Source organism: Candidatus Thiodiazotropha sp. LNASS1 (assembly GCF_964212655.1).
In the GTDB taxonomy this organism is placed as follows: Bacteria; Pseudomonadota; Gammaproteobacteria; order Chromatiales; family Chromatiaceae; genus Thiodiazotropha.
Map to the genome: position 1 here is coordinate 1,246,154 of NZ_OZ156465.1, position 25,195 is coordinate 1,271,348.

Annotated in this window: 17 protein-coding genes; 9 read left to right on the plus strand and 8 right to left on the minus strand. The window is 52.4% G+C overall.

The window, feature by feature from the left end; translation table 11 throughout:
• Nucleotides 1-41: 41 nt before the first annotated feature.
• Nucleotides 42-323, minus strand: a complete 282-nt coding sequence (locus AB8516_RS05405; protein ID WP_369158788.1) for a hypothetical protein — start codon at nt 321-323, stop codon at nt 42-44.
• A gap of 177 nt (nt 324-500) precedes the next feature.
• Between AB8516_RS05405 and AB8516_RS05410 the strand changes: the two genes are divergently transcribed.
• The 5 genes from AB8516_RS05410 to AB8516_RS05430 all read left to right on the plus strand — a co-directional run bounded on the left by AB8516_RS05410 (nt 501) and on the right by AB8516_RS05430 (nt 5,445).
• Nucleotides 501-1,421 carry a zinc ABC transporter substrate-binding protein gene (locus tag AB8516_RS05410; RefSeq protein ID WP_369158790.1) on the plus strand — a complete coding sequence of 307 codons (921 nt, stop codon included), beginning with the start codon at nt 501-503 and terminating at the stop codon, nt 1,419-1,421.
• Nucleotides 1,418-1,921 (plus strand): Fur family transcriptional regulator, encoded by a 504-nt coding sequence (locus AB8516_RS05415; protein ID WP_369158792.1) that lies wholly within the window; start codon nt 1,418-1,420, stop codon nt 1,919-1,921. Before AB8516_RS05410 ends, AB8516_RS05415 begins: the two co-directional genes overlap by 4 nt.
• Nucleotides 1,914-2,684 carry a zinc ABC transporter ATP-binding protein ZnuC gene (gene znuC / locus AB8516_RS05420; protein ID WP_369158794.1) on the plus strand — a complete coding sequence of 257 codons (771 nt, stop codon included), beginning with the start codon at nt 1,914-1,916 and terminating at the stop codon, nt 2,682-2,684. The genes AB8516_RS05415 and znuC overlap by 8 nt, the downstream gene beginning before the upstream one ends.
• Entirely contained in the window at nt 2,677-3,462 is a 786-nt protein-coding gene (znuB, locus tag AB8516_RS05425; protein ID WP_369158796.1) for a zinc ABC transporter permease subunit ZnuB, read from the plus strand. The genes znuC and znuB overlap by 8 nt, the downstream gene beginning before the upstream one ends.
• A gap of 192 nt (nt 3,463-3,654) precedes the next feature.
• Nucleotides 3,655-5,445 (plus strand): diguanylate cyclase, encoded by a 1,791-nt coding sequence (locus tag AB8516_RS05430; RefSeq protein WP_369158798.1) that lies wholly within the window; start codon nt 3,655-3,657, stop codon nt 5,443-5,445.
• Nucleotides 5,446-6,064: 619 nt separating this feature from the next.
• On the opposite strand, the gene AB8516_RS05435 is transcribed toward AB8516_RS05430, so the two are convergent.
• Entirely contained in the window at nt 6,065-7,231 is a 1,167-nt protein-coding gene (locus AB8516_RS05435; RefSeq protein ID WP_369158800.1) for a hypothetical protein, read from the minus strand.
• Between the two features lie 169 nt (nt 7,232-7,400).
• On the opposite strand from AB8516_RS05435, the gene AB8516_RS05440 reads away from it, so the two are divergent.
• A complete protein-coding gene (locus AB8516_RS05440) occupies nt 7,401-8,699 on the plus strand; it encodes a gluconokinase, GntK/IdnK-type (RefSeq protein ID WP_369158802.1) in 1,299 nt (432 codons plus the stop codon).
• A gap of 9 nt (nt 8,700-8,708) precedes the next feature.
• On the opposite strand, the gene AB8516_RS05445 is transcribed toward AB8516_RS05440, so the two are convergent.
• Genes AB8516_RS05445 through AB8516_RS05455 form a run of 3 tightly spaced genes read right to left on the minus strand, consistent with a single transcriptional unit; the run spans nt 8,709 to nt 14,245 of the window.
• The gene (locus AB8516_RS05445) at nt 8,709-11,417 is read right to left on the minus strand and encodes an MGH1-like glycoside hydrolase domain-containing protein (protein WP_369158804.1); all 2,709 of its coding nucleotides are present in this window, start codon (nt 11,415-11,417) and stop codon (nt 8,709-8,711) included.
• 10 nt (nt 11,418-11,427) lie between these two features.
• Nucleotides 11,428-13,437 carry an amylo-alpha-1,6-glucosidase gene (locus AB8516_RS05450; protein ID WP_369158806.1) on the minus strand — a complete coding sequence of 670 codons (2,010 nt, stop codon included), beginning with the start codon at nt 13,435-13,437 and terminating at the stop codon, nt 11,428-11,430.
• Nucleotides 13,430-14,245: an SDR family oxidoreductase gene (locus tag AB8516_RS05455; RefSeq protein WP_369158808.1), complete on the minus strand. Its 816-nt coding sequence runs from the start codon at nt 14,243-14,245 to the stop codon at nt 13,430-13,432. The genes AB8516_RS05450 and AB8516_RS05455 overlap by 8 nt, the downstream gene beginning before the upstream one ends.
• 245 nt (nt 14,246-14,490) lie before the next feature.
• Here AB8516_RS05455 and AB8516_RS05460 point away from each other — a divergent pair, with 245 nt between their 5' ends.
• Together AB8516_RS05460 and AB8516_RS05465 are read left to right on the plus strand one after the other, a co-directional pair.
• Nucleotides 14,491-15,369 (plus strand): phosphate/phosphite/phosphonate ABC transporter substrate-binding protein, encoded by an 879-nt coding sequence (locus AB8516_RS05460; RefSeq protein WP_369158810.1) that lies wholly within the window; start codon nt 14,491-14,493, stop codon nt 15,367-15,369.
• Nucleotides 15,359-17,863, plus strand: coding sequence for an EAL domain-containing protein (locus AB8516_RS05465; protein WP_369158812.1), 2,505 nt, complete (start codon nt 15,359-15,361; stop codon nt 17,861-17,863). The genes AB8516_RS05460 and AB8516_RS05465 overlap by 11 nt, the downstream gene beginning before the upstream one ends.
• Before the next feature lie 4 nt (nt 17,864-17,867).
• On the opposite strand, the gene AB8516_RS05470 is transcribed toward AB8516_RS05465, so the two are convergent.
• From AB8516_RS05470 to AB8516_RS05480, 3 genes are all read right to left on the minus strand, one after another.
• Nucleotides 17,868-18,206, minus strand: a complete 339-nt coding sequence (locus AB8516_RS05470; protein ID WP_369158814.1) for a nitrous oxide-stimulated promoter family protein — start codon at nt 18,204-18,206, stop codon at nt 17,868-17,870.
• 130 nt (nt 18,207-18,336) lie between these two features.
• A complete protein-coding gene (locus AB8516_RS05475) occupies nt 18,337-19,344 on the minus strand; it encodes an HD domain-containing phosphohydrolase (protein WP_369158816.1) in 1,008 nt (335 codons plus the stop codon).
• An 11-nt stretch (nt 19,345-19,355) separates the two neighbouring features.
• Nucleotides 19,356-19,940 carry a response regulator gene (locus tag AB8516_RS05480; RefSeq protein WP_369158818.1) on the minus strand — a complete coding sequence of 195 codons (585 nt, stop codon included), beginning with the start codon at nt 19,938-19,940 and terminating at the stop codon, nt 19,356-19,358.
• 458 nt (nt 19,941-20,398) lie between these two features.
• Here AB8516_RS05480 and AB8516_RS05485 point away from each other — a divergent pair, with 458 nt between their 5' ends.
• A complete protein-coding gene (locus AB8516_RS05485) occupies nt 20,399-25,165 on the plus strand; it encodes a PAS domain S-box protein (protein ID WP_369158820.1) in 4,767 nt (1,588 codons plus the stop codon).
• Nucleotides 25,166-25,195: the final 30 nt, after the last annotated feature.

A 25,195-nucleotide genomic window follows, 5' to 3' on the forward strand; every position in this document is an offset into this window, starting at 1 on the left:
GCACACACATAGAAAACATGAGTATATTTTGAGTTTCTTGATCAGAAGTAGAGTGGTGGAGCCCTGCTGTGATAGGGATTTGCCTTCAGCCCTATATGATCCGAGCCGGTCAGGCTTGGCGTAAGGATATAGGTGGGATTCTGGATACTGTACCCCTCTGAACCGGTCGCCGCATGCTCCTGAGCATACCCGACCAGGCAGAGTTCACAGATCTCATCATGATTCAGGTCGTGCTGGTGGTATAAATGGTCCAACCACCCGGCCTGAGCTATCAGGAAACTGAGCGCAAATACGCCTCGCAGGAGGCGAGTCAAATCACCCACGGATTTCCCATACCTGATCGTGACTATTGGCATTCATGGGTCGGCATAAGCGCCTGTCTTGATGTCTATTCATGTTGTTATAATATAACATAACATTATTGACAACTCCCCGATGCATAATAAGCAACCTGCTATCGAAATAATATGACGCCCTTGAGACATTACTTTAGTCTAATTATGGTGCTCTGCAGCCTGGTGGGTAATGCCCATGGAGCACTGAACGTAGTGGTCAGTCTGAAACCGGTGCATTCACTGTTAGCAAGCCTGATGCAAGATGTGGCGGAGCCGCGGCTTCTGCTGGACGATAGTCAGTCACCACACGACATGAGTCTCAAGCCCTCCCAGATCAGGATGCTTAACGAGGCGGATTTGATCGTCTGGGTCGGGACCTCACTGGAGCCTGCCCTCTCCCACCTTTTACAGCGGCAATCCTTCGAGGCGCCAATTCTCAGTTTACTCGAAACCCCCGATCTTCATCTATTGCCGATTCGAAACCGGCGCGAGTGGCGTTCTCATGGGCATTCGCACGACCTCAACGACAGTCACCCGGATCAAGCCGTGATTTCAGCCATGCTTGACAATCACATCTGGCTGTCACCGGATAATGCGGCAGCGATGGTTCGCCACCTGACCCAAAAGCTGATCGAACTGGATGAAGTCCATAGTGCAATATTCCGGAAAAACAGCCGCAATCTGTTGAACCGGCTGCATACTTTCGACAATGCACTTCGCAGTCAACTGAAACCGGTCGCGAACACGCCCTACGTCGTCTTCCACGATGCCTATCAATATTTCGAAGCGCACTATGGCATGCATACCGTTGGTACGGTAAACATAACCCCGGATCAATTGTCCGGTGCACGGCATATTCATCGGTTGAGACAGACAATCGAACAGAGAGGAGCCCGCTGTCTCTTCACCGAACCTCAGTTCGAGCCCAAGCTTGCACATACCCTGGTGGAGGGCCTTGCAGTGAAGATCGGAGAATTGGATCCACTGGGCGAACAGCTGCCTCCAGGGCCCGATTGCTACTTCTCATTGATGCGGGGGCTTGCAGACAATCTGCTCAACTGCCTGTCCGGAGAGTTACCTAAATGAGCTTATCGAAGCAACATCAACAGTTCCCCACAGCCGATCACGATCACCAGCACTGTGTGGAGCGTGCCCTGCATGAGGCGGAAAACTATTGTCGCAAGAGAGGGGTCCGTCTGACCAAACTGCGCCACAGGGTCCTGGAGCTGATCTGGGCCAATCATCGTCCGGTGGGCGCCTATGATCTCTTGCAACATTTGACTTTGGACGGACACAAGGCGGCACCTCCCACGGTCTACCGCTCGCTCGACTTCCTCCTCGAACACGGACTCATTCACCGTATCAACTCGTTGAATGCCTTTGTCGGCTGCGACCATCCGGGGCCTGACCATAGCGCGCAGTTTTTTATCTGTCACAGATGCGGTCAGGCTGCCGAACTGGACGATACCAAGATCGAATCCGCCATAGCCGATCATGCCAAAAGAATCGGCTTCAGCATCGAGCGAAGGAGCATTGAGATCACGGGTATCTGTGTACATTGCAAGGGTGAGCATCGCAATGCATAGCGATGGACCTCCACTGGTGGCTGCCAAAGAGATCAGTGTCAACCTGCAAGGCAGACAACTTCTTGAAAATGTCAGTCTCAAAGTTGACCCGGGAGAAATCGTCACCCTGATCGGACCCAACGGCGCAGGCAAAACAACCCTGGTCCGGATCATACTCGGCCTGCTCAAGGCTGATACGGGAGAGGTAACCCTGCGCCCGGATCTGCGTATCGGGTATATGCCGCAGCAATTGGCCCTGTCCGAGAATATGCCTTTGACGGTCAGCCGTTTTTTATCCCTGGGGACCGAGCGGCGTGACATTGAAATCAAGGGGATCGTCAATGAACTGTCCATTGCACAGTTGATGCAACAACCGATGCAAAGACTCTCCGGTGGTGAACGCCAGCGGGTTCTGCTGGCCAGGGCACTCATGCGTCGACCCGACCTGCTGGTCCTCGATGAACCGGTACAGGGGGTGGACATCACAGGCCAGGCCAGCCTCTATGCCCTGATCACCGATATCCGGAATCGATTCGGTTGCGGCGTATTGATGATTTCCCATGACCTCCATCTGGTCATGGCCACCACGGACCAGGTACTCTGCCTTAACCAGCATGTCTGCTGCTCCGGTCATCCGGAGAGCGTCAGCCAGCACCCCGCCTATCTGGAGCTGTTCGGCTCACCGGCCAGTGCCAAGCTGGCGGTCTATACCCATCACCACGACCACACCCACGATATCCATGGGGATGTCGAAGGAACCGGCGAGGAGCATACGCATGGATGATTTCCTGACTCGTGCGCTGATCGCCGGTCTGGGTGTCGCCCTGGTGACAGGGCCATTGGGTGTATTCGTTGTCTGGCGGCGCATGGCCTATTTCGGGGACACCCTGGCCCACTCCGCCTTGCTGGGGGTTGCCCTTGGCTTTCTGTTGGGTATCAGTCTCAACCTCTCCGTCATTTTACTGGGTATTCTTCTGGCGCTGCTACTGGTGGGCATGAGCGACAATCGTCAGCTGTCCCAGGATACACAACTCGGCATCCTGGCCCATAGCGCACTCTCCCTGGGCCTGGTGGTAATGGCCTTTCAAACATCAGTCAGGGTCGACCTGATGGGATATCTGTTCGGCGATATCCTGGCGGTGACGGCCGGTGATCTGCTCTGGGTCTGGGGCGGTGGGCTGCTGGTATTGTTAGTCCTGATCCTGATCTGGCGTCCCCTGCTCTCCCTGACAGTGCACGAAGAGCTGGCCCAGGTGGAAGGGGTGCCCGTGGAACGGATGCGCTTGATCTTCATGCTGCTGATCGCCCTGGTGATCGCGGTCTCCATGAAAATCGTCGGTGTACTGCTGATCACCTCCATGATGATCATCCCGGCAGCGGCGGCAAGACGTTTCAGCCGCACCCCGGAGCAGATGGCTTTGGTCGCAGCGGCGGTCGGGGCACTCGCCGTGGTCCTGGGACTTGCCGGCTCCTGGCAATGGGATACGCCGGCCGGCCCTTCGGTTGTCGTGGCGGCGGCCATGTTGTTCGGATTGACCCAGCTTGTACGACAGTCGGCATGATCGCATCCATGAAACTAGTCCAGTGATGAGTGCTCGACAATCTTACATATCTGATGCATCCTGCCATTAACCATATTAGGGTGTAAGTGTTTTACACAATTCAGCCAGGATGGCGAATTGGGCCGCTTGGAGAACCTTATATTCATAGCTATGTCTTTTAGATTAGCAAGAAACAGTCTCCGCTATCTCAGGATGAGTACTGCGCACTTTGCCTTTGCATTTACCGTCTGGCTGCTGCCCCTATTCTGCCAGGCTGACCCGCCTCCAATACGCTCGGCGAGTGAACTCGACTACCCCCCCTTCTCCATCGTGCGCGAAGACAACATTGCCGGCGGCTTCTCTGTGGAACTGATGCGGGCCGCCCTCCAGGCCATGGGTCGCGAAGTCACCTTCGAGATCGGGCCTTGGGCGGAAATCAAACAAAATCTTGAGGCGGGCCACCTGGAGGCACTGCCACTCGTGGGCCGCACCCCGGAACGGGAAGCGTTCTTCGATTTCACCGTACCCTACATCAGTCTTTATGGCGCGGTTTTCGTACGTGATGACGAAAATCGCATCAAGGTGCCGGAAAACCTGGATGGACTTCATGTCGGCGTCCTGCAGGGTGACAATGCGGAAGAGTATCTACGACGGGAAGGATTTACCGATCGGATTGTGGCGACAAGATCTTATGAAGAGGCATTCATGCAATTGGCGGAAGGGGAAATCGATGCTGTCGTGGCACAACGGCTGGTCGGTCTCACGCTGATCGACACGCTTGGGTTGGATAACATAACAACGGCCATTGCACCTCTGCCGGGCCTTAGACAGGATTTCTGTTTTGCGGTCACCGAGGGAGACAAGGCGCTGCTCGCGCTACTCAACGAGGGACTATCGGTCGTCATCGCCGACGGAACCTATGAGCGACTACGCGAAAAATGGCTCGGTATTCTGGACAGGGAGAATGACCATCAGCTGTTCTACTTCCAGATTGCCACCGGATTGATGGTGTCACTCTCCCTCATGCTATTGGCCCTGTTTGTTTATCAACACTGGAGGGAACATCGCAATCTAAAAATCAATGAAGCGAAATTCCACGCATTGTTCGAGAACATGGCCCAGGGCGCTTTCTATCAGCGAGCTGACGGAACCCTGCTCGATATCAATCGTGCCGGACTCGAACTGTTCGGCATCACCCGTGAACAATTTCTGGGAAGGACCTCGATGGATCCACAATGGAAGGTGGTCCGGGAAGACGGCTCGGAGATACCGGGCAAGCAGCATCCCTCGATGCAGGCCTTACGCACGGGCAAACCTGTGAAAGGCGCTATTCTTGGCGTCTTCAATCCTCAAAGAAAAAACTACGTCTGGTTGAATGTCACCGCCATCCCGCAGTTCCTACCGGGAGAAGACAGTCCGTTCCAGACATTCGTGACGATGCACGACATCTCAGTAAGAAAAGAGACCGAGGAGAGGCTCAAACAGCAGGCGACACACGACCCCCTAACCGGCCTTTATAATCGTAAAGAGCTGGAAACCCGGTTAACCCGGGAGATTGCGCGATGCAATCGGTATAACCACATGCTATCGGTCTTTATGCTGGACATTGACCATTTTAAGCGTGTCAATGATCAATATGGCCACCAGATCGGAGATACGGTACTTACGAATTTATCATCGTTATTAGAACGCAGTATTCGTAAAACGGACTTTTCAGCTCGATATGGTGGCGAGGAGTTTGTCATTGTCCTTTCCGAGACGCCACTTGACCAAGCCAAAGACCTGGCAGAACGACTTCGCAAGCAAGTCGCCGATCATTCTATTCATCTGGAGAACAACGAAGATATCAATTTAACCATCAGTATCGGCGTCGCCACCTATCCGGACCATGCCGAATCCTTGAAGGAATTGCTCAAAGCAGCCGATATGGCTATGTATACCGCGAAAAAAGCCGGGCGCAATCAGGTGAAAACAGCTGACAATGCGAGTGCTGCGCAAGGATAACCTCAACCACTTCGGTTGCGATTGATGCCAAGATTCAAAAGTAAACCTGATTAATGGTATGGACCCATCTCATTAATCAGGAAACTTAATGACACACAATCCGGATCACCCAAACCTGATCAGGACTGCTTTAAAAATAGTAACCCAGATTGATATTGAATCGATGCTCGGTTCCCCGCTATCGCTTCCCATAGTGCCTCCGATAAAGGGTTGATTCTCAGCGCTGATAAGATCGATACAGGTATAGATACCGCCGGCTGCTATGCTTCACTCCAAGCAGCCTTTTCGGATTGGGCATCGTCCTGTTTTCCACATGGCTCCTCTTCAACAGCGTCTCCAGTTCCTGGATCCGCTGTTTCATCAACTGAATCTCATGTGTGGGAGATTCGGCATATGTATCTCCTTAGTTTAATTAATTCTGCTTATTGGCCGGTGCTTTCACGACATAGTCTTAAGCTTTGACCGGTTGTTTATGGTTTATGAACCTGATATGACAGAGAACATTCTGATCGCATAAAGAAGAGTGATCAGCGGCGCAATTACTGCGTCTCCCGAAGCCGTTGAAGAAGCTGTCACACCGCAGGGTGACGACCAAACACCTAATGCCTGATTCTATGAGTTATGTGGCTGACCAGTAGTCGGTCTCTATCCCATCTCCCAGATCGGCTTCAATAAGACGCCGTCTCACTTCGAGGAGCTTTTCGAGCAGCGCCGGTTCGGCTGCACCGTAGGCGTCCGCGTCCGGCATCCGCTTCACCACCACGCCCAGCAGCTCCGTAATGGCGTTGCCGATGGAGTTCTGACTGATGGTAACGATCAGCTTGCCTTCCTCATTGCGATAGATAAGCTGTTTGAACGCCGGCTGCCAGCGGATGGAGTTGGCGTACTTGGCGTCGACGATGCATTGATCCCTGACCCGCTTCGCCGTGGCGAGAAAATCGTTATTGAACAGCAGGACGCTCTCAACCTGCTCCGGATAGTAGATATCCTTCGGCATGGGTGCGTTGCGGGTGGAGACCTGACTGAAAAATGTCCGATAGAAATCGATGAAACCCTCGAGAACGGCATCGTACTCTTGCCAGAAACGGATGTCTTTCAGGGCTTCCACCCCGCCCCTTATCTCCCAGCAGGGCAGCCCCTGAGGATAGCCGGTCAGCTTGATATTAGAATCCTCCGAACTGATGGGCTTAAGCACCCTGAGATCAAGGGCGCGGTCGAAAAACTCCCGATAGACATCACGCATGTAGGACTGGAAGAGGCTGTGCTGCCCACCGTCGGTCAGGTTGGGGTTGGCGGAATCGGCCAACACCGCATCACGCAGCCGCTGCATGGGGAAGACGATAAAATGGTTATGCAGCATGCGGATACTCGGCACACCCGGCGAAGTCAAAGGCCAGGTGGCATCCAGGCTGGCCTCGCCGGCCAACAGCAAATGTTCCGTGGGATCGGGATAGGTCTCCAGCATGTAACCGATGATGATCTGGTTCATGCGGTTCCACACATGCCGCACGTTTTCCGGCACCTGGGTTCGCCGCACCGGTCTGCCGAGGGGATCGAGTATCACCTGGGATGTATTGTAGATGATGGAGGTATCGAACTCGTTGCTGTGGCCCAGGGCCTTGCGGTAGAGCAGCAGATTCTCCGGATTCATCAACAGACCGTTGTTGTGCACCAGGTCATTGAGGTTTTCCGTGCTGTTGAAAAACTCATTGGGTTTCATCCCTTCCGGCACATCCAGGGGAATGGGACGAAACGGTGTGGTGATCTCGCGGGGTCCGTACTCCATCAATTAAAGCCTCCAAGAAATTTAATGTCAGATTTGCATCTTATCATCCCATACATTTTGACCTGGACTCCCATCAATCGCTGGCCGCTTACCGCCATAAATTTTATGATGTAGCTGGCTCAACTAATCCAGCAAACACCCGCATCTATTTACAGACAGGTAAAATCCCTTGATTCTGATCGTCATGGGAGTCTCCGGCTCCGGCAAAACAACCATCGGCAGGCTGCTGGCGAAGCGCCTGGGTTGGCCTTATATCGAAGGGGACGACTACCACCCGGCAGGGAACAAAGAAAAGATGTCAGCGGATATTCCCCTTGATGACAAGGATCGTCAACCCTGGCTGAATGCGTTGGAGAAGCTGATAACAGACCATCTCGAATCTGGTGACAACATGGTCCTCGCCAGTTCGGCGTTAAAAAGCCGATATCGAAATCAACTCCGGGTGGACCATGAACAGGTTCGGCCGATCTATCTCAGCGGCTCCTACGAGCTGATCCTGGAGCGGCTTAAGCAGCGTACCGGCCACTTCATGAAACCGGACATGTTACAGAGCCAGTTCGAAGCCCTGGAGAGACCCGCCGACACCCTGGCGATCGACATTCGCCAACCACCCGATAGCATCGTCGATACGATCATCGACCAACTCTCACTGCCTGCCACTCAGCTGCTTCTGGATGGTCTGATGTTCCCCGAAGCCCCTCGTTGGAGGGACGGCTGGCTCTGGTTCACCGACCAGCATGCCGGGCGCATTGTACGGGTCACGCCCCAAGGGAAAGCCGAGACCGTCGCCACACTGGATGATCTGCCTGGCGGACTCGGCTGGCTGCCGGACGGGCGTCTGCTGGTGGTATCGATGACCAAACGGCAGGTGCTTGTTCTCGAAGAGGGTGTTTTACAAACTTATGCCGATCTCTCCCGCCTCGCCTCATTCCATTGCAACGACATGCTGACGGATGCCCGGGGCCGCTGCTATGTGGGCAACTTCGGCTACGATCTGCACGGCGGTGCCGAGCAAAGCCCGGCCGAGCTGATCCTTGTAAATGGGCAAGGCAAGTGTTCGGTTGTGGCTGACGAGATGATCTTTCCCAACGGCTGCGCCCTTTCCCCCGATGGAGCCACCTTGTTAGTAGCCGAGACATTTGCCTCGCGTATTACTGCATTCGATGTGCAAACCGACGGCCGGTTATCGAACCGGCGGGTATGGGCCGAGCTCGGCGATGCCTATCCTGACGGCATCTGCCTGGATAAGGATGGTCTGCTGTGGATTGCCGCACCTAATCAATCGCTTTTGCTTCTGGTACGCGAGGGTGGAGAGATCGTGCGCACGATAAAGCCGTTAGGGGCGCCTTATGCCTGTATGCTGGGAGGCAGCAATGGCGATCGTCTTTTCATCACCAGCTCAGAAACCGATGATCCGGAGTCTGCCAAACATCAAAAGAGTGGAAGAATTGAGGTGTTGAGAGTTTAGCCGGCACAGCTATCTCGCCAATGACTCATCCTCGTGTCCGAGAAAGACCGGAATATCCTTACGGTAGCGCCGCATCACCAGGTTGGCCAGCAATCCCGTCCAGCCGGTCTGGTGGGCTGCGCCCAGCCCCTGTCCGGTTTCCGCGTGAAAATATTCGTAGAACAGGTTGAGATGACGCCAGCTCTCTTCGGTCTGGAAGGGACTGTCGCGGCGCAGCGCCGGGATCTTGCCCTGCGGGTCCCGCCGGTAGAGATCAACCAGCCGCTCCGAGATCAGCGTTGCGATCTCCCGCAGGGTAAGTTGCTGGCCGGGCAGAGAGGGCACCGGATATTTGAATTCGTCGCCCAGGAAACGGTGAAACTTCTCCAACGCCTGCACCAGGGCATAGTTGGTGGGCAGCCATACCGGGCCGCGCCAGTTGGAGTTGCCGCCGAACAGCCCGCTCTCCGATTCGCCAGGCAGATAACGGATACCGGTGTGACCGATACCGGGCAGATGGCCCATATCCTGATAGGTTTCATGCAGCTTGCTGAGACTGCGCACGCCATAGGGCGACAGGAACTCATCCTCGCTCAACAGGCGGTTCAATATGCGGGGCAGCATGTTGTGATCGACCAACGCCAGAAGGTGTTCGCCGCGGTCGTTCTCCCAATCGGGGCAGGCGCAGACATAGCTGCCCTGAAACAGACCTTTCTTGTGTGTCTTCAGCATCTCCTGAAAGCGCGGGACGTTCGCCAGCAGGCGCCGGTCGACAACCTCGGTGGCGAACAGTGGAATCAGACCGACCCAGGAGTAGACATCGATGCGGTGGTGGTGGCCTTCGGGGGTGATCAGAAGATCCTTGAAGAATCCCGTTTCCACGTCCCACAAGGTCGGACCGCCGTCGTCACCGCCGCTGATCGCCTTGGCAATGGACAGGAACTGTTCATAACACTGGATGGCGATCGCTTCGTAATCCCTGTCCTCGATCGCCAGCTCCAGGGCGATCATGGTCATGTTGAGAGCGAACATGGCCATCCAGCCGGTGGCATCCGCCTGTTTGAGGGCATAGCCCGGCGGCAGGGGCTTCGAGCGGTCGAAGACCGAGATATTGTCGAGACCGAGGAATCCTCCCTCGAACAGATTGTGCCCATGCTTGTCCTTGCGGTTGATCCACCAGGCGTAGTTCAACAGCAGTTTGTGGAACACCCGCTGCAGAAAGTTTCTGTCCCCTTTTCCCCGCTGCACCCGCTCGGCGCGATAGACCTTGAGTGTGCCCCAGGCATGGACCGGCGGATTGACATCCCCGAAGGCCCATTCGTAGGCGGGTATCTGTCCGTTCGGGTGAAGATAGTGTTCCCCCAATACGACCTCGATCTGCTGTTTGGCGAACTCCACATCCATCAGCGCGAGCGCCACGCAGTGAAAGGCGAGATCCCAGGCGGCGAACCATGGATACTCCCAGGCATCCGGCATCGACAGGACATCCGCCGCGCGCAGATGCCGCCAGTGATGATTGCGTCCCTGTCTCCGCTCCCGGGGCGGTTCCAGCTGATCCCCCTCCAGCCATCGTTGCACATTGAAATGGAAGAACTGTTTGCTCCAGATCATCCCGGCCAGGGCCTGGCGCATGATCCGGTGATCCTCCACACCGCCATCCGGCAGCAGCTGGTCGTAGAAGATATCCGCCTCGGAGCGCCGTTGCGCGAACAGCTTCTCCCGTTCATGAAAAGGTCGCTGCAAAGGCTGTGCACTGAGTATTAAATCGATCTTCTTCGACTCGCCGCCGGCCACGTTGAGATGGTATCTGGCGGCGAACTTGGTTCCCCTGGCTTCGGGATTGACCGCCTCGGTCTCACCCGCCACCACGTAGCGGTGAAAGGCATCCTTCACATAGGTCGTGGGCGATTCCAATCCCCATAGGTGTGCGGTATTGGTCTCGTTTTCCGTAAACAGCAGTTCAGCATCCTGCTCACCGTAGAGCCAATAATCACCCAAGGTTTTGTGATGGCATTTTACGCTCCACGCGGCCTCGTCAGATGTTGGCGTATCACGATGCAATTCCGGCTTTTCAGCGTCTTCATCCCCCCATGACCAGGTATTGCGAAACCAGAGTTGAGGCAACAGATCGATTTCGGCATCTCTGTCTGAGCGGTTATGCAGGGTGATGCGAATCGCAATCCGCTCAGCCGTGGCCTTGGCATAACAGACGTCCACATCCCAGAACTCCTGGTTATTGAATACCCCGCTATCCAACAAATTGAATGAGGGCTCGAGCCGACTGCGCTGCCTGTTCTCCTCTACCAAGCGGTCATAGGGATAGGCCGCCTGAGGGTATTTATAGAGATAGCGAAGCCAGCTGTGGCTCGGCAAGGCATCGGTATAGAAATAGTACTCTTTGACATCCTCGCCCCGGTTACCCTGATTACCGGTGAGGCCGAAGGCTCGCTCCTTGAGGAAGGGATCCTTACCGTTCCACAAGGCCAAGGCGAAACAGAGTCGTTGCTGCTCATCACAGATACCACCCAGTCCATCCTCGTTCCAGCGGTAGGCGCGGGATTGTGACTGGTGGTGATCGAAATACTCCCAGGCAGTGCCTTGGCTGCTGTAATCCTCTCGTACGGTGCCCCAGGCACGTTCCGAGAGATAGGGTCCCCAGAGTCGCCAGTCAGCTTCTCCGAGACGCTGCTGCTCCAATCGTTTGCGTTCCTCATTGAGCTGTTGTTGATCCGAAGCCATGACCACTCCTTCAAACCCGCTTCGCCTGCTCCAGGCGCCACCAGGCGTCCAACGTGCATGCGACAGACCAGGCCTGGGCCGGCGCACCGGTCGCCCTATGCGGTGGATCGCCATCGAAGATCTCACTGATCGAACCCAGCCCCGCATCCAGCAGGTGATCGGCCAGCGGTTCAAGACGCTGTTGAGCCGCCTCCGCATCGCCCTTCACGCGATATTCCGCCAGGGCGTAGTGACCCAGCAACCATGCCCAAACCGTACCCTGGTGGTAAGCGCCGTCCCGGTCCGCGACACCTCCCCGATAGTGTCCACGGTAGGATTTGTCACGGGGACTCAAGGAGCGCAGACCATAAGAGCACAGCAACTCGTTACCACACACCTCGACGACACTTCGGCAGGCTGCCTCGTCAAGCGGTGTATGTGAAAGACTGACTGCCAGGATCTGGTTGGGACGGATCGATGCATCATCACCTGCCGGTCCGTCCAGTAGATCGTATAGCCCTTGTCCGTCTTCACGCAGAAAACGTTTGAAACTGTCGCCTACCGCAATGGCAATATCTCGATAGGGTTGATCAGGCCTGCCCAGGCGCGTTGCCAAATCGGCCATGACAGTGAGCGCGTTGTACCAGAGCGCATTGATCTCCACCGGCTTGCCGATGCGCGGTGTGACCACCCATTCGCCGACCATCGCATCCATCCAGGTCAACTGCACGCCGGGCTCTCCTGCACGCAGCAGGTGATCGTCGGGATCCATACCGATCCCGTATCTTGTACCTTTAAGGTGCCAACCGATCATCTCCTCCAGTATCGTGAAACACTGCTTCAGGAGCTTGTCGTCCTGGGTCGCATCAATGTAGGCCCGCCAAGCCTCGAAATACCAGAGGGCGGCATCGACCGTATTGTATTCGGCCTGCTCACCGGCGCCAACGAACCGGTTGGGCAGTTGTCCCTGATCGACGAGTTCCGCGTAACCCAGCAGAATCGAGCGTGCGATATCCGTTCTTCCCGTCGCAACGGTCAGACCAGGCAATGAGATCATGGTGTCTCTGCCCCAGTCACCGAACCAAGGATAACCGGCAATGATCGAATGACCGGTATGATTGGAGGGCAATGTCCTTTCGATTAAAAAATCATCCGCCGATAACAGCAGCCGGCGTATCCAGTCAGGGGCCGTACTATCAATGCTTCCTTTGCTACCTTTTATCAGTTTCGCATCCCGTTCGATAAACCGTTTCATCGATGATTCGATATCAAAGTCGATTCTATTCTCAAGCGAAACAGCGAACCCGGCCCACTCGCCTTGCTGCAATCGAAAGATCACCCGGCCGACCGACAGATTGTTGTCCAATGAAGCGAGTCCACGCTGCTCTTCTCTGCTCAGCAGAAAGCCTTCGTACCAGTGTTGCCAGGGTTCAAAGGCGGCCTCTGTGGTATGAATCGAGAGACGATCCCCTTCGGGCCATTCGATGCACATGCCGCAATCCGATTCAGTGACCGAAGCGGTGGTATCCCTGATATGCATATTGCCGTGGTGATCACGCCGGTTGGCCAGCATGTTGACGTTCAACTCGGCCTTCCCATTCCAGCCGGAGAGCCGATAAGCCACATAGGTGGTTGCCTGCCCGTGCTCCATCCAGATGCGCATCTCAAGGTTCATTTGACCGAAGGCAAAACGCCACACCGGCATCCTGCCCAGCAGTCGAAAACTCTCCAGATATCGATAACCATGGGGCTCGATCACATCGCCATACCAACGATTGGTGAACAGCGGCCACTCCCTGCCGTCGAGTCGCAGGGTGGCATCCCCCTTAGCCATCATAAGATGGTGATCGAGAGCACCGGTCAGGGGAGCGATCAGCAACCCATGGTATCGGCGTGTCAGGCTGGATGCGACGGTACCCGCCGCATAGGCGCCGGAGCCATTGGTCAACAACCACTCGCGGCATTCCGCCTGCTTGAGATCCCCGCAGACAGCACGACCGAAGCGAATCGGCATCGGCATCGGCATCGGCAACTCAACCACCTTCTCTGAACCCCGGATAGAGGGTCATTCCACCATCCACAAACAGTGTTGTTCCCGTAACGTAGTCTGACTCATCCGACGCAAGCCAGACCACGGCTTTGGCAATATCGGCGGGATCGCCGATACGTTCATAGGGGATCAGTTTCAGCAATGAGGCCTCCGCATCCGGCGTCTCCCACGCATTTCGGTTGATCGGCGTACGGATAGCGCCCGGTGCGATACCGTTGACACGAATCTTCTGATGCGCCAACTCTTGAGCAACACTCTGCATAAACATCATCACACCCCCCTTCGATGCCGCGTAATTAACGTGTCCGGCCCAAGGAATCACTTCATGAACAGAGGACATGCAGATCACCTTGCCGGCGGCACATGACAACTCTGTTACAACCCCCCTTCTGACAAACTCTTTGGTCGCTTCCCTGGTGCAGAGAAACTGTCCCGTGAGATTCACATCCATCACCTTATTCCACTGCGCCAGTGTCATATCGACAAAAGGCGCATCCCGTTGAATTCCGGCGTTGTTGACCAGGATATCGATACTCCCCCACGCATCGATCACCTGGTTGAACATTGCCTGCACATCACCCTCATTACTGACATCACCGTATAACGCCATTGCATCGCCGCCGGACTTCTCAATCTCATTAACCAGTTTTATGGCATCCGATTCATTGGCGACATAGTTAATGACCACCTTGGCGCCCGCCATGGCGAGCCCTCGCGCAACGGCCGCACCAATGCCTGAATTGGCGCCTGTGACTAAGGCCCGCTGACCGGCCAGCAAGTCTGATTGTTTACCGCTCATTCTCCCCTCACCTGATTATCTGTTTTAGCTGAATGTCCGTAATGATCCGAATGGGAGATCCGGACTGCACAATTTTAGAATTAGTCTTTGTCCAAATAATGACATAGTGCCTGATATTTACAGTACCAGATGCTATATATAAATATTACGAATGTTTTAAGATAGCGTTGTTGCTGCCGCTAACAATACTTAAATCATGGTTTTACATATTTACCATTGATTATCAATCAGTTAAAGAATAAATCATGGGTTATCGCTATATAGTAAGCCAAATCAGCCGCAGTGCCCTCAAAGTCTATATCCTATTATTGCTGCTCGCTGCTAATCTCTTTACCAGCGTCATGGCTGATCCCCTCCTTGTCGGGATTTTTCCCCGACGTGATGCTGTAGTCACGGCCAACCTGTTTCGTCCGCTGACGCGTTATCTGCAGGAGCAACTGCAACGTCCGGTTAATCTGGAACTGTCTCCGAATTACGATATCTTTCTCGAACGCTTGCAAAAGCGCCACTATGACCTGGTGCATATGAATCAACTCGAATACATCAATGCCCATGAAAAACTCGGTTACGATGCACTGGTTCAAAACGAAGAGTTCGGAGAAAAGACGATCCGCGGAGCAATCTATGTACGCCGTGACTCCGGAATCAGGCAGCTTGAACAGCTACGGGACAAGAAAATACTCTTCGGTGGCGGCCCCAGGGCAATGATGAGTTATATCGTGCCTACCTATCTTCTCCGCCAGGCCGGATTGGAGGCGGGCGACTACCAGGAGACCTATGCCATCAACCCACCTAACGCTGTATTATCCACTTATCTCAAACGCACTGACGCGGGTGGGGCCGGAGAGGTGGTTCAACGGCTGCCGATGGTAACCAAGAAGATCAATGTGAATGAACTGGCTGTAATTGCCGTCAGCGAGCCGCTTCCGCATCTTCCCTGGGCAGTAAAAGAAGAGATGGATGACGATCTGAAAACAAAAATAAAAAATCTATTGCTTGGCCTAAAAGCATCACCTCGGGGAGAGGAGATCCTTCGACAAGCGCGCTTGAGCGCCTTCAATCCGGTAGATGACAAGGACTATGATTCTCACCGTGCTATCATCGATGCTATTCATGACCCCTGACGATGAACACATAACCAAACCACGCATCCCTCCAGTTTATAAAAGGAGTCTGCGTTTCAAATTCATTATCTGGATAACCATCACTCTTGTTATTACACTGGGTGGAGCTGCGCTATATGTCTACAAAACCCAGCATGACCTGCTTGAAAACAGCCTGCGCAGCAAGGGCAATGCAATTGGAGAGTTCATAGCATTGATCAGCCCCGGCGCCATCTACAGCTATGATGTCTCCGGACTGGATCGCCTGGTCCATAAGATATCCAACGATGTCGATGTCGTATTTGCTCAGATACGAGCATTGGAAGGTCATCCGATAACCACTTTTATCCCTGATGGCGTACAACCCGAACAAATTGAGAAATGGATAAGAAATCAATACAGGCCAACGGAGGGTGCATTTGATCAACCTGCCGTTCCCATCATTCTGGAGTATGCCATCAAGGACAATGATCAGGTATTGGGCTGGGTATTGATAGGACTGGATACAACACGTATTAATCGGGTTACTCGTGATGCCGTTATCGATCTGATTCTGATTTACAGTTTAATCGTGATATTTCTGGGAAGTGTCTTATTCATCATCTTTCGAATGCAGGTTCTGCACCCGGTGGATATTTTAAGCCAGGGAGCATCCCGGATTGCTGAGGGCAACCTGGAAAAGGATGTCCCCATCATCTCTAAAGATGAACTTGGCCGTCTTGCTAAAAGCTTCAATGAGATGATGGACGAGATTAAAATCGACAGAGAAACATTGCTGAGCATAAATACCCAGCTAGCAAAAGAGATTGAGCAGAGACAAAAAGCCTCGGAAGACCTGAAAAAACTCTCCATGGCAGTGGAGCAAAGTCCCGCGTCAGTCGTTATCACCAATCTTGAGGGAATTATTGAATATGTCAACCCGAAGTTCTCTGAAGTAAGCGGTTACCCGGCACATGATGTCATTGGCAAACATACACGCATGCTGGAGGGCGATGTAAACGACAGCGGGATGCTGGACAAAATGTGGAGCACGATAAAAAGGGGTGAAATCTGGAAAGGAGAGTCCTGTAATAAACGAAAAAACGGTTCTGTGTATTGGGAATCAGTCGTCATTGCTCCAATCCGCGACAGCAATGGAGATATGACCCACTACCTTTCGGTAAAAGAGGATATCACGGATCGAAAGGCCTTTGAGGAGAAATTACTTGAACAGGCGACACACGATCAGCTAACAGAGTTACCAAATCGGTTTCTCGCCTTTGACCGTCTTCAGCAACTGCTGCAACACGCCAAGCGTAATAATCAACATGTTGCTGTCATATATATCGATCTTGACAATTTCAAGAATATCAATGACTCGATGGGACATCCTGTAGGGGATCTGTTATTGATAAAGGTGGCCAAACGTATAAAGGAACAGTTGAGATCGGAAGACACCCTGGCACGCTTGGGCGGAGATGAGTTTTTGGCCTTGATACCTGATGTCATTAATCTTTCCACCGATTTGGATCGTGTAGTCAGTAAACTTATTGCGGCTACAGAGTACCCTTTTCACTTGAATAATAGGGAGGTGAGTATTACGTCCAGTCTGGGTATTGCCATCTATCCGGATGACGGCGATGATGTCAGCACCCTGATGAGTAATGCCGATATCGCCTTGTATGAGGCCAAACACGCAGGACGCAACACGTTCCGTTTCTTTACCCATGACCTTAATAAAAAGGTTTCAGAGAGAATAGAACTTGAGACGCAATTGAGCCATGCGCTGGAAGCAGGTGAACTCTACCCGGTCTACCAACCCATTGTTGATATTAAAGACAACTCATTGGTCGGCGCCGAGGTGCTTCTGCGGTTGGAAAACCCCGTATTGGGATCGGTTCCGCCCTCGGATTTCATACCCGTAGCAGAACAGTCGGGTATGATCAAACAGATTACGAACTGGCTGTTTCAAATCGTTCTGGACCATGCCGAGTCCTGGGATCAACGACCCAAGCGGTTCTGGTTATCGGTAAATGTACCACCAAACTACTTCTGTGATGCATCTTTCATTAAGTTCATGTCGCGTATTGCTCAACAGGCTAATGATATCGATCTGAAATTATGCGTGGAGATAACCGAAAACCTTATGTTACAGAGCGACGAAGAGGTGTTTGAGATCTTCCATCATTTGAAAAAGCTCGGCGTCGAATCAGCAATGGATGACTTTGGAACCGGTTACTCCTCATTGGCGTATATAAAACGCTTTCCACTTAATCATCTGAAGATTGACCGCTCATTCATCAATGGATTGCCGGCGGATGTGGACAATAGAGTATTGACGGAAACGATAGTACTGATGGGGAAAAAATTCGGTATGTCGATCATTGCCGAAGGTGTCGAAACCCTTGATCAGGCAAGATTTCTGAACTCACTCAACGTTAATTTCGCACAGGGCTACCATTTCTCCAGACCCATGCCGCATCAAGACTTCGCAGACTATATTGCCAACGCTCAGCAGGAAAAAGTTGTAGGCTGATCTGTTATTTCCCGGGTTTGGAAAGTTCCGGAACCTCGCGCGTTTTGTCCAACATATGATATAGACTCAGAATCGGGTGGCGAAACAGCATTCTTGGCCCGGCGTAGCGCATCACATCCTGAACTCTTAGGCGCATATCCTTGGAATAGCAGTGCACAGTACAATAATTGCATGCCGGTTTCTTTTCCTGGAAGGGACAGGTATCCAAGCGTCTGTGAGCATAATCCAAGAGCTGATCGCAGGTTTCACATAACGCGTTATCGGTATCATGATGATCACGACAATAAATTGCCATCATTGCAGATATAGTCTGTTTTTCACGTTTGATTCTATGCTTACCCATGCCCAAGGCGCCTCAGTCTAAAGCTCCCAACTTGATAGAGTATATCCAGCATCAGTAGATAACGGTGAGCGGTTCATATTATTCATGCTGAAAATGGTTGAGATGAGGATTGCTATCAACAGGCTGTGGCTCAATCCGCGTCGAATCTGCCCGGGTCACGCATGAGCAAATCGATGAAAACCCTGCCTATCTCAGGGTCTCGCCAACCCTTGTTGATTTCATCCTCGATTACTTCGATAACATATTCGACTGTTTGCGCCTTACTGTAGACACGATCGTGTCTCAATGCATCATAGATATCAGCATACTGAAATACCCGTGCAATCAATGGGATTCGATCCCCGGAGAGGCCGTCAGGATAACCGCTGCCGTCCCAACGCTCATGGTGGTGTCGTATGATCGGTACTGCATCCCGCACGCTGTTCAGCCGGTTGCACAAATCTGCACCAATCACAGCATGTCTGCGCATTACCCGCCACTCTTCAGGCGTCAGTTCACCGGGTTTCAGCAACACGGTATCGGGTATCCCGATTTTGCCTATATCATGCAGAATGGCCCCTTTTCGCAGCGCCTCCCGATCCGTAACTGCGAGATTCAGGTCTTCCCCAAGGATCCGGCAGGTCCGTATCAGACGGTTACAGTGCTCTCCCGTTGTAGGGTCTCGCGCCTCAACCATCTTTGCCAGTGTAAACAACACCGATGCCGCATTATCCAACTGATCGATCAGATGCTTCATCTCCATGGCTGCCCTGGCGCGCGACTTGAGTTCAAGGGGATCATAGGGCTTTTTGATGAAATCATTGGCGCCATTCGACAGGCTATGCCGCAGACTCTCGGGATTGCCGAAAGCGGTCACCATTATCACCGGCAGCAGATGGTTGCCGAGATCCCGGCGAATCCTGTAACAGACCTCGTCGCCATCGATATCCGGCAACCGCTTGTCCAGCAGTACCAGGTCGAAGTCCTCCTGTTCGACCAGAGTCAGTGCCTTATATCCCGAATCAGTGGTCATAACCTGGCACGGAAGACTCTGAAGTGTCTCCACATGCATCGTGAGATGCAGCTCGTTATCATCAACGACAAGGATACGATAAGGCCTGTCAGGCTGACTGATCATGGAGAAGCCGGAGTCGTTCATTGAGGAAGTGATTAATCGCCCAAGTCTTCCAATCCCAGTGCCTGCTTGAACAAATTCAGGGGCAAGGGCTTCAAAAAACAGACTTCAGCACCGAGATTCACAATCTGTTTTTGAAGTTTTTTTGAACAATTTCGACACATAGCAATCACTCTGATGAATTTTGTCCGGTGGTCATGCTTTATGAAGCCGCATATTTGAGTACTATCGATACCCGGAACATTAAGGTCCAAGAGTATTACATCGGGATGAAATTGAGTCACCAGGCACCCCGCCGTGAAACCATCGTGCGCAACCGCAACCTTTGATACACCGTCAGATCTGCTCAGTGACTTTTGAAGCGTCATGCAGGATTCGATATCACTGTCGATAATCAGCAATCTGATTGACATTAAAAGTGACGACTTTACATCGAGACCTTTAATCCGGGCCAATCGGATCACCTCACTGACAGGAAAGCGTCGATGTCCCCCTCTGGTTGTCTCTGCACGGAGTATTCCCTTGCGCGTCCAACCTCGCAACGAGGCTGGTGTGACCTTGAGTATCTCCGCTGTTTCACCCGGCGAAAGATAGTGTCTCTTCCAGGGCTTACGATACATCGTCTTATATCCAATTGCTATCGATTTTAATAATAATCGATAATTTCGAAAAGAATCCCCCGTTCCACTATTACACTGACCCAAGTCATTAGAATGGATCTAAAATGTCATTCCATGTCAATCATTCGTCAATCGTATTTCATGTCCGTAATTAACCTGTCCCGGTCACTAATACTTTCAGATGACATTGGGTAACTGGCTTTGTCTCGATGCAAACACTGTCATTCCGTAGTTTTCTCCGAATACCGAGGGACAATAAGCAACAGTTATTCATCAACCCACTATGATATAGGTCAATATTTATTTTGTTGGAGGCCATAAACACACCATTTTACGGGCTCAAACCCCGGTGAATCCTTCAAATTTTGATCCCAATAGCTACCATGAAGAATAGGTATGCGACGTTTCATCAATCGTCAGGATATATTCTATATCAACAGCATGATTTCACTCTTCACATGAATAGACGCCCCACACAGCATGCACTCACTATCGTGTTTATCTACGCTGTACTTTCGGCAGTGTGGATTTTGTTATCCGACCAGTTGATCGAAATAGTAACCAGCTCACCGAACCAGATGGCGCTTGCCAGCACACTCAAAGGCTGGCTATTCATCATATTGACCTCCATGCTGCTCTATTGGTTGATTCAACGCCTGCAGCGTGACGCTAATAGCCAACATGAGAACCTGGCAATCGGAATACGTTCTATCTGGCTGCCGACACTGCTCTTGGCACTCTTTATACTTCCCCTCACCGCATTCCTTGTCTATTCAACATTCCAAGAAAAAAAATCCTCTGAAATCAGACATCTACAAGCCATTTCAGAACTAAAGATCGAGCTTGTATATGATTGGTTGAAGGCGCAGTTACAGGATTCAAATTTCATTCGTATCAACCAAGCCATATACACAGAATTTCAGAACTGGCATCGGAACAATGATAACGACGCCTTGCAACGTCTTAGTTTGCAGTTGAAAGCAATAGAAAAGATCGGCCATTTTGAGGGGGTAAATTTATTGGACAGCTCGGGCACAAGCCTCTGGAAGAGTGCAGGTGTCCACACCGACATCGATGCCGCAACGATCAGCGCGATTCTGCACCTGTCACAATCCGGTAATGTGGAACGATTTGGACCTTACAAGGATAGTCAAGGGCAGCAGCATCTGGATTTCATCGTGCCCTATTTGAATCAACATCAGGAACTTGAATTCATTCTGCTCATGCATATAGATCCCAACGACTACCTCTTTACCGTGGTCAGTGAATGGCCGGTACCCAATAGTAGTGGTGAGGTAGTGCTATTCCGCCAGGATGGAACAGAGGTTGTCTATCTCAATAAACTGAAACATGCCCCTGAATCGTCGATGCGGCTCCGCTGGCCACTTGCCGATGAGCAATTACTGGCGGTTCAAATGGCCCGGAGTGATCCGGGTATGGCACATGTTGTCGAGGGTAATGATTACAGAAATGAGCCCGTATTAGGTGTGGGACGTAGAATACCCACAACGGATTGGTTCCTGTTGGCGAAGATGGACTGGTCCGAAGTCTATAATGAGGCATTGCAGGATGCTGTCTGGATAGGTTTTAGCGGTTTATTAGCCCTGTTCCTGGGTATTTTCGGACTCTATCTGCTACGCCAGCGCCAGCAGCTTGAACTGGCCAATGGTGTACGTCAGGCGCAGGCAGATCGATTGCAAGCATTGAACCTGATTTCCTCAATTGCAAACTGTTCATTGGATGCAATTTATGCCAAAGATCAAGAGGGTCGCTACACGCTCTTTAACAAGCAAGCGGAATACTTTATCGGCAGATCTCGGAATGAGGTGCTGGGTCACGACGACACATTGCTCTTTCCATACGATCAGGCAAAGGAGATCATGGAAAACGACAGACTGCTGATCAGTGAAGATAAAGTTATCTCTTTTCACCAAACATTGGATACCGATGAAGGTGCTGCCACCTTTTTAACCACAAAGGGTCCACTAAGGGATGAAAACGGCAAAATAATCGGTGTATTCGGTATCTCGCGGGATATAACAGCCTTACATCTGATCGAAGTGAATCTGCGCGAAAAAGAGTCGCGATTGCACGCCTTGTTTCAAGCCCTTCCCGACCTGATCTGGTTGAAGGATCCGAATGGTGTCTACCTTTCGTGCAATCAAACATTTGAGCGCTTTTTTGGTGCCGTTGAATCAGAAATCTTGGGAAAGACTGACTACGATTTCGTAAATCAGGAACTGGCCGACTTTTTCCGCACCAAAGATCAAGCTGCAATAGATGCAGGAGAGCCGGTATCAAACAAAGAGTGGATCACCTTTGCCGATGATGGCCATGAGGCCCTCTTGCTGACGACGAAAACCCCTTTATATGACGATTCAGGTACGTTGATTGGTGTGCTTGGAATCGGTCGGGATATTACATCCCTGCATAAGACCGAAGAGGCGTTACGGGAGAGCATGGAGCACTTCCGTCTGTTTTACGAGAATGCGCCGGTAGCCTACGAGTCCCTGGATGAGAATGGCACTATTCTCGATGTCAATCCAGCATGGCTGGAGTTACTCGGCTTTAACACCGATGACCGCGATCAAGTCATCGGCAGGCACATCTCCGATTTCATAGTAGCCGAGCAACACCCACTATTGGAACAGCGCTTCGGTGGTTTTCTGGCTGATGGCAAGGTGATGGGCAAGGAGTACGATTTTATCCATCGTGACGGCCATATCGTCACTGTTTCCGTTGATGGACGTACCGGTCACGATGCTCATGGTGCATTCAAGCAGACCCACTGCGTTCTACACGATATTACCGCAAGGAAACAGCATGAAAGGTATATGGAGATCCAGGCTCGGCGCGCCTCTGCTTTGTTGGAACTACCGGAAGTAGCCCAAAAACTTGATGATACCGAATTTATGCAACATGGCCTGGCACTGACCGAAGAGTTGACCAACAGCCAAATCTCCTTCATCCACTTCGTCAATCAGGATCAGGAGAGTATCGAACTGGTGACCTGGTCAAAACGGACCCAGGAGGAGTATTGCCAAGCGGTTCATGACAAACACTACCCAATCAAGGATGCGGGTATCTGGGCCGATTCATTCCGTCAGCGCAAGCCGGTCGTTTTCAATGATTATCAGAGAACATCGGAAAAACACGGACTCCCCGACGGTCATGCCATTCTCACCCGTCTTATCAGCCTACCCGTGATTGAGAACGATCGGGTTGTCATGCTGGCCGGGGTCGGTAATAAAATGGACAATTACACGGAACTCGATGTGGAGACGATACAACTGATCGCCAATGAGATCTGGCACATCGTGCAACGACGACGGAGCCTAACGGCGCTGGCCGCAAGCGAAGCCCGCTACCGTGAACTGGTGAATAGCATGAGTGATGGGGTTGCGGTCTACGAAGCGGTGGATGACGGCAATGATTTTGTCTTCCGGGAGTACAACAAATCGGGTGAACGTATCGGCAAAAACAGCCGCGCCGATGTGATTGGTAAACGGGTAACCGAGGTGTTCCCGGGTATCGATACGCTAGGATTGCTGGCGGTATTCAGGCGTGTCTGGCAGAGCGGTGAGGCGGAGCACTTTCCTATCGACAGCTACCGGGATGAGCGTCTGCAACTGTGGGTGGAAAACTATGTCTACCGTCTGCCCGGTGGTGAAATCGTCGCGATCTTCAACGATGTTACCGACCGAAAGCTGGCTGAAAACGCCTTACTTGAGAGCGAGGAGAAATATCGCCTTCTGGTGGAGAACCAGACCGACTTGGTAGTAAAAATCAATCCGGAGGGGCGATTCGATTTCGTCAGCCCTTCTTACTGTAAAATGTTCGGAACAAGTGAAGAGGAGTTGTTGGGTAAAAAGTTTATGCCATTGGTGCATAAGGACGATCAGGCAAAGACGCTTGAAGCGATGCAACAACTCTATCACCCCCCCTACACCGCCTACCTCGAACAGCGCGCCATGACAAGTTCCGGGTGGCGCTGGCTGGGGTGGATGGATGCCGCTGTGCTCGACAAAGATGGGAATGTGGCCGCCATCATCGGTGTGGGCCGGGACATCACGGACAGGATTGAGGCCATGAAAGCCTTACGCGAGAGCGAAGAACGCTACCGCGCCGTGGTGGAGGATACACCGGTTCTGATCTGTAGATTTCTGCCGGATGGCGAAATCACATTCGTCAACCAGGCTTATTGCGACTACTTTGAAAAAAGTGCTGATACGCTGATCGGCGGCAAGTTCACCAACTTGGTCCCGGCTCAGGACAGAGAGACGGTCATGAGCCATATCAGAGCCTTGACACCCATTACACCAACACAGTCATACGAACATCAAGTCATCACAAAGTCAGGGGAAACACGCTGGCAACGCTGGACCAACCGCGCCCTGTTCACGCCTCAGGGCGAGATCCTATCCTATCAATCCATCGGTCAGGACATCACCGAACGCAAGCAGGCGGAAATCAAGGTCAGCCGACTGAATAACGAGCTGGAAGCACGCGTGGTCGAACGTACCGGTGAACTGGAATCGGCCGTCAAGGAACTGGAATCATTTGTCTACTCCGTTTCACACGACCTGCGGGCACCCCTGCGGGCGGTAACCGGTTTCGCCCATATCCTGGTCAAACGTCATGCCGATTCCCTCAACGAAGAGGGGCGCCATTATCTGGAAAACGTCCTCCAGGCAGGCAGCCACATGGGCGACCTGATCGATGACCTGTTGCAATACTCTCGTACCGGACGTGGCACGTTGCAGATGCGACCGATAGAGCTGGCGCCCATCGTCGATGGACTGCAGGTCACTTTCAGTGAACGAATCGAAAACTGCCACGCCAGGCTGATCATCGAAAAACCCCTTGCCACACCCTTGGGGGATGCCACACTGATCGGACAACAATTCAGCAACCTGATCGACAATGCCCTCACCTACCGCAACCCGGATATCGCGCCGGTGATACACATCGCGTCGAAACGGCACGAAAACCAGGTTTTTATCACGATCGAGGACAATGGTATCGGTATCGCCCCTGAATACCATCAGAAGATTTTCCAGGTTTTTCAACGCCTGCACAGTCAGGATGAATACCCGGGCACCGGAGTAGGTCTGGCCATCGTGGCCAAGGCCGCGCGTATGATGACCGGCGAGGTCAGGGTGGAATCATCCATCGGTGCCGGTAGTAAATTCACCATCGTATTGCCTGTAGCCGAGATCCATTAATCCTGCATCAGATTTTAGGAAACCAGTTTG

Bases quoted from the DNA above. Each gene is read 5' to 3' on its own strand.
- AB8516_RS05435 (WP_369158800.1), bottom strand. From the start codon at position 7,231: ATGGAGTACGGACCCCGCGAGATCACCACACCGTTTCGTCCCATTCCC.
- AB8516_RS05475 (WP_369158816.1), bottom strand. From the start codon at position 19,344: ATGAACGACTCCGGCTTCTCCATGATCAGTCAGCCTGACAGGCCTTAT.
- znuB (WP_369158796.1), top strand. From the start codon at position 2,677: ATGGATGATTTCCTGACTCGTGCGCTGATCGCCGGTCTGGGTGTCGCC.
- AB8516_RS05430 (WP_369158798.1), top strand. From the start codon at position 3,655: ATGAGTACTGCGCACTTTGCCTTTGCATTTACCGTCTGGCTGCTGCCC.
- AB8516_RS05480 (WP_369158818.1), bottom strand. From the start codon at position 19,940: ATGTATCGTAAGCCCTGGAAGAGACACTATCTTTCGCCGGGTGAAACA.
- znuC (WP_369158794.1), top strand. From the start codon at position 1,914: ATGCATAGCGATGGACCTCCACTGGTGGCTGCCAAAGAGATCAGTGTC.
- AB8516_RS05485 (WP_369158820.1), top strand. From the start codon at position 20,399: ATGAATAGACGCCCCACACAGCATGCACTCACTATCGTGTTTATCTAC.
- AB8516_RS05460 (WP_369158810.1), top strand. From the start codon at position 14,491: ATGGGTTATCGCTATATAGTAAGCCAAATCAGCCGCAGTGCCCTCAAA.
- AB8516_RS05415 (WP_369158792.1), top strand. From the start codon at position 1,418: ATGAGCTTATCGAAGCAACATCAACAGTTCCCCACAGCCGATCACGAT.
- AB8516_RS05445 (WP_369158804.1), bottom strand. From the start codon at position 11,417: ATGGCTTCGGATCAACAACAGCTCAATGAGGAACGCAAACGATTGGAG.
- AB8516_RS05410 (WP_369158790.1), top strand. From the start codon at position 501: ATGGTGCTCTGCAGCCTGGTGGGTAATGCCCATGGAGCACTGAACGTA.
- AB8516_RS05455 (WP_369158808.1), bottom strand. From the start codon at position 14,245: ATGAGCGGTAAACAATCAGACTTGCTGGCCGGTCAGCGGGCCTTAGTC.
- AB8516_RS05470 (WP_369158814.1), bottom strand. From the start codon at position 18,206: ATGGGTAAGCATAGAATCAAACGTGAAAAACAGACTATATCTGCAATG.
- AB8516_RS05465 (WP_369158812.1), top strand. From the start codon at position 15,359: ATGACCCCTGACGATGAACACATAACCAAACCACGCATCCCTCCAGTT.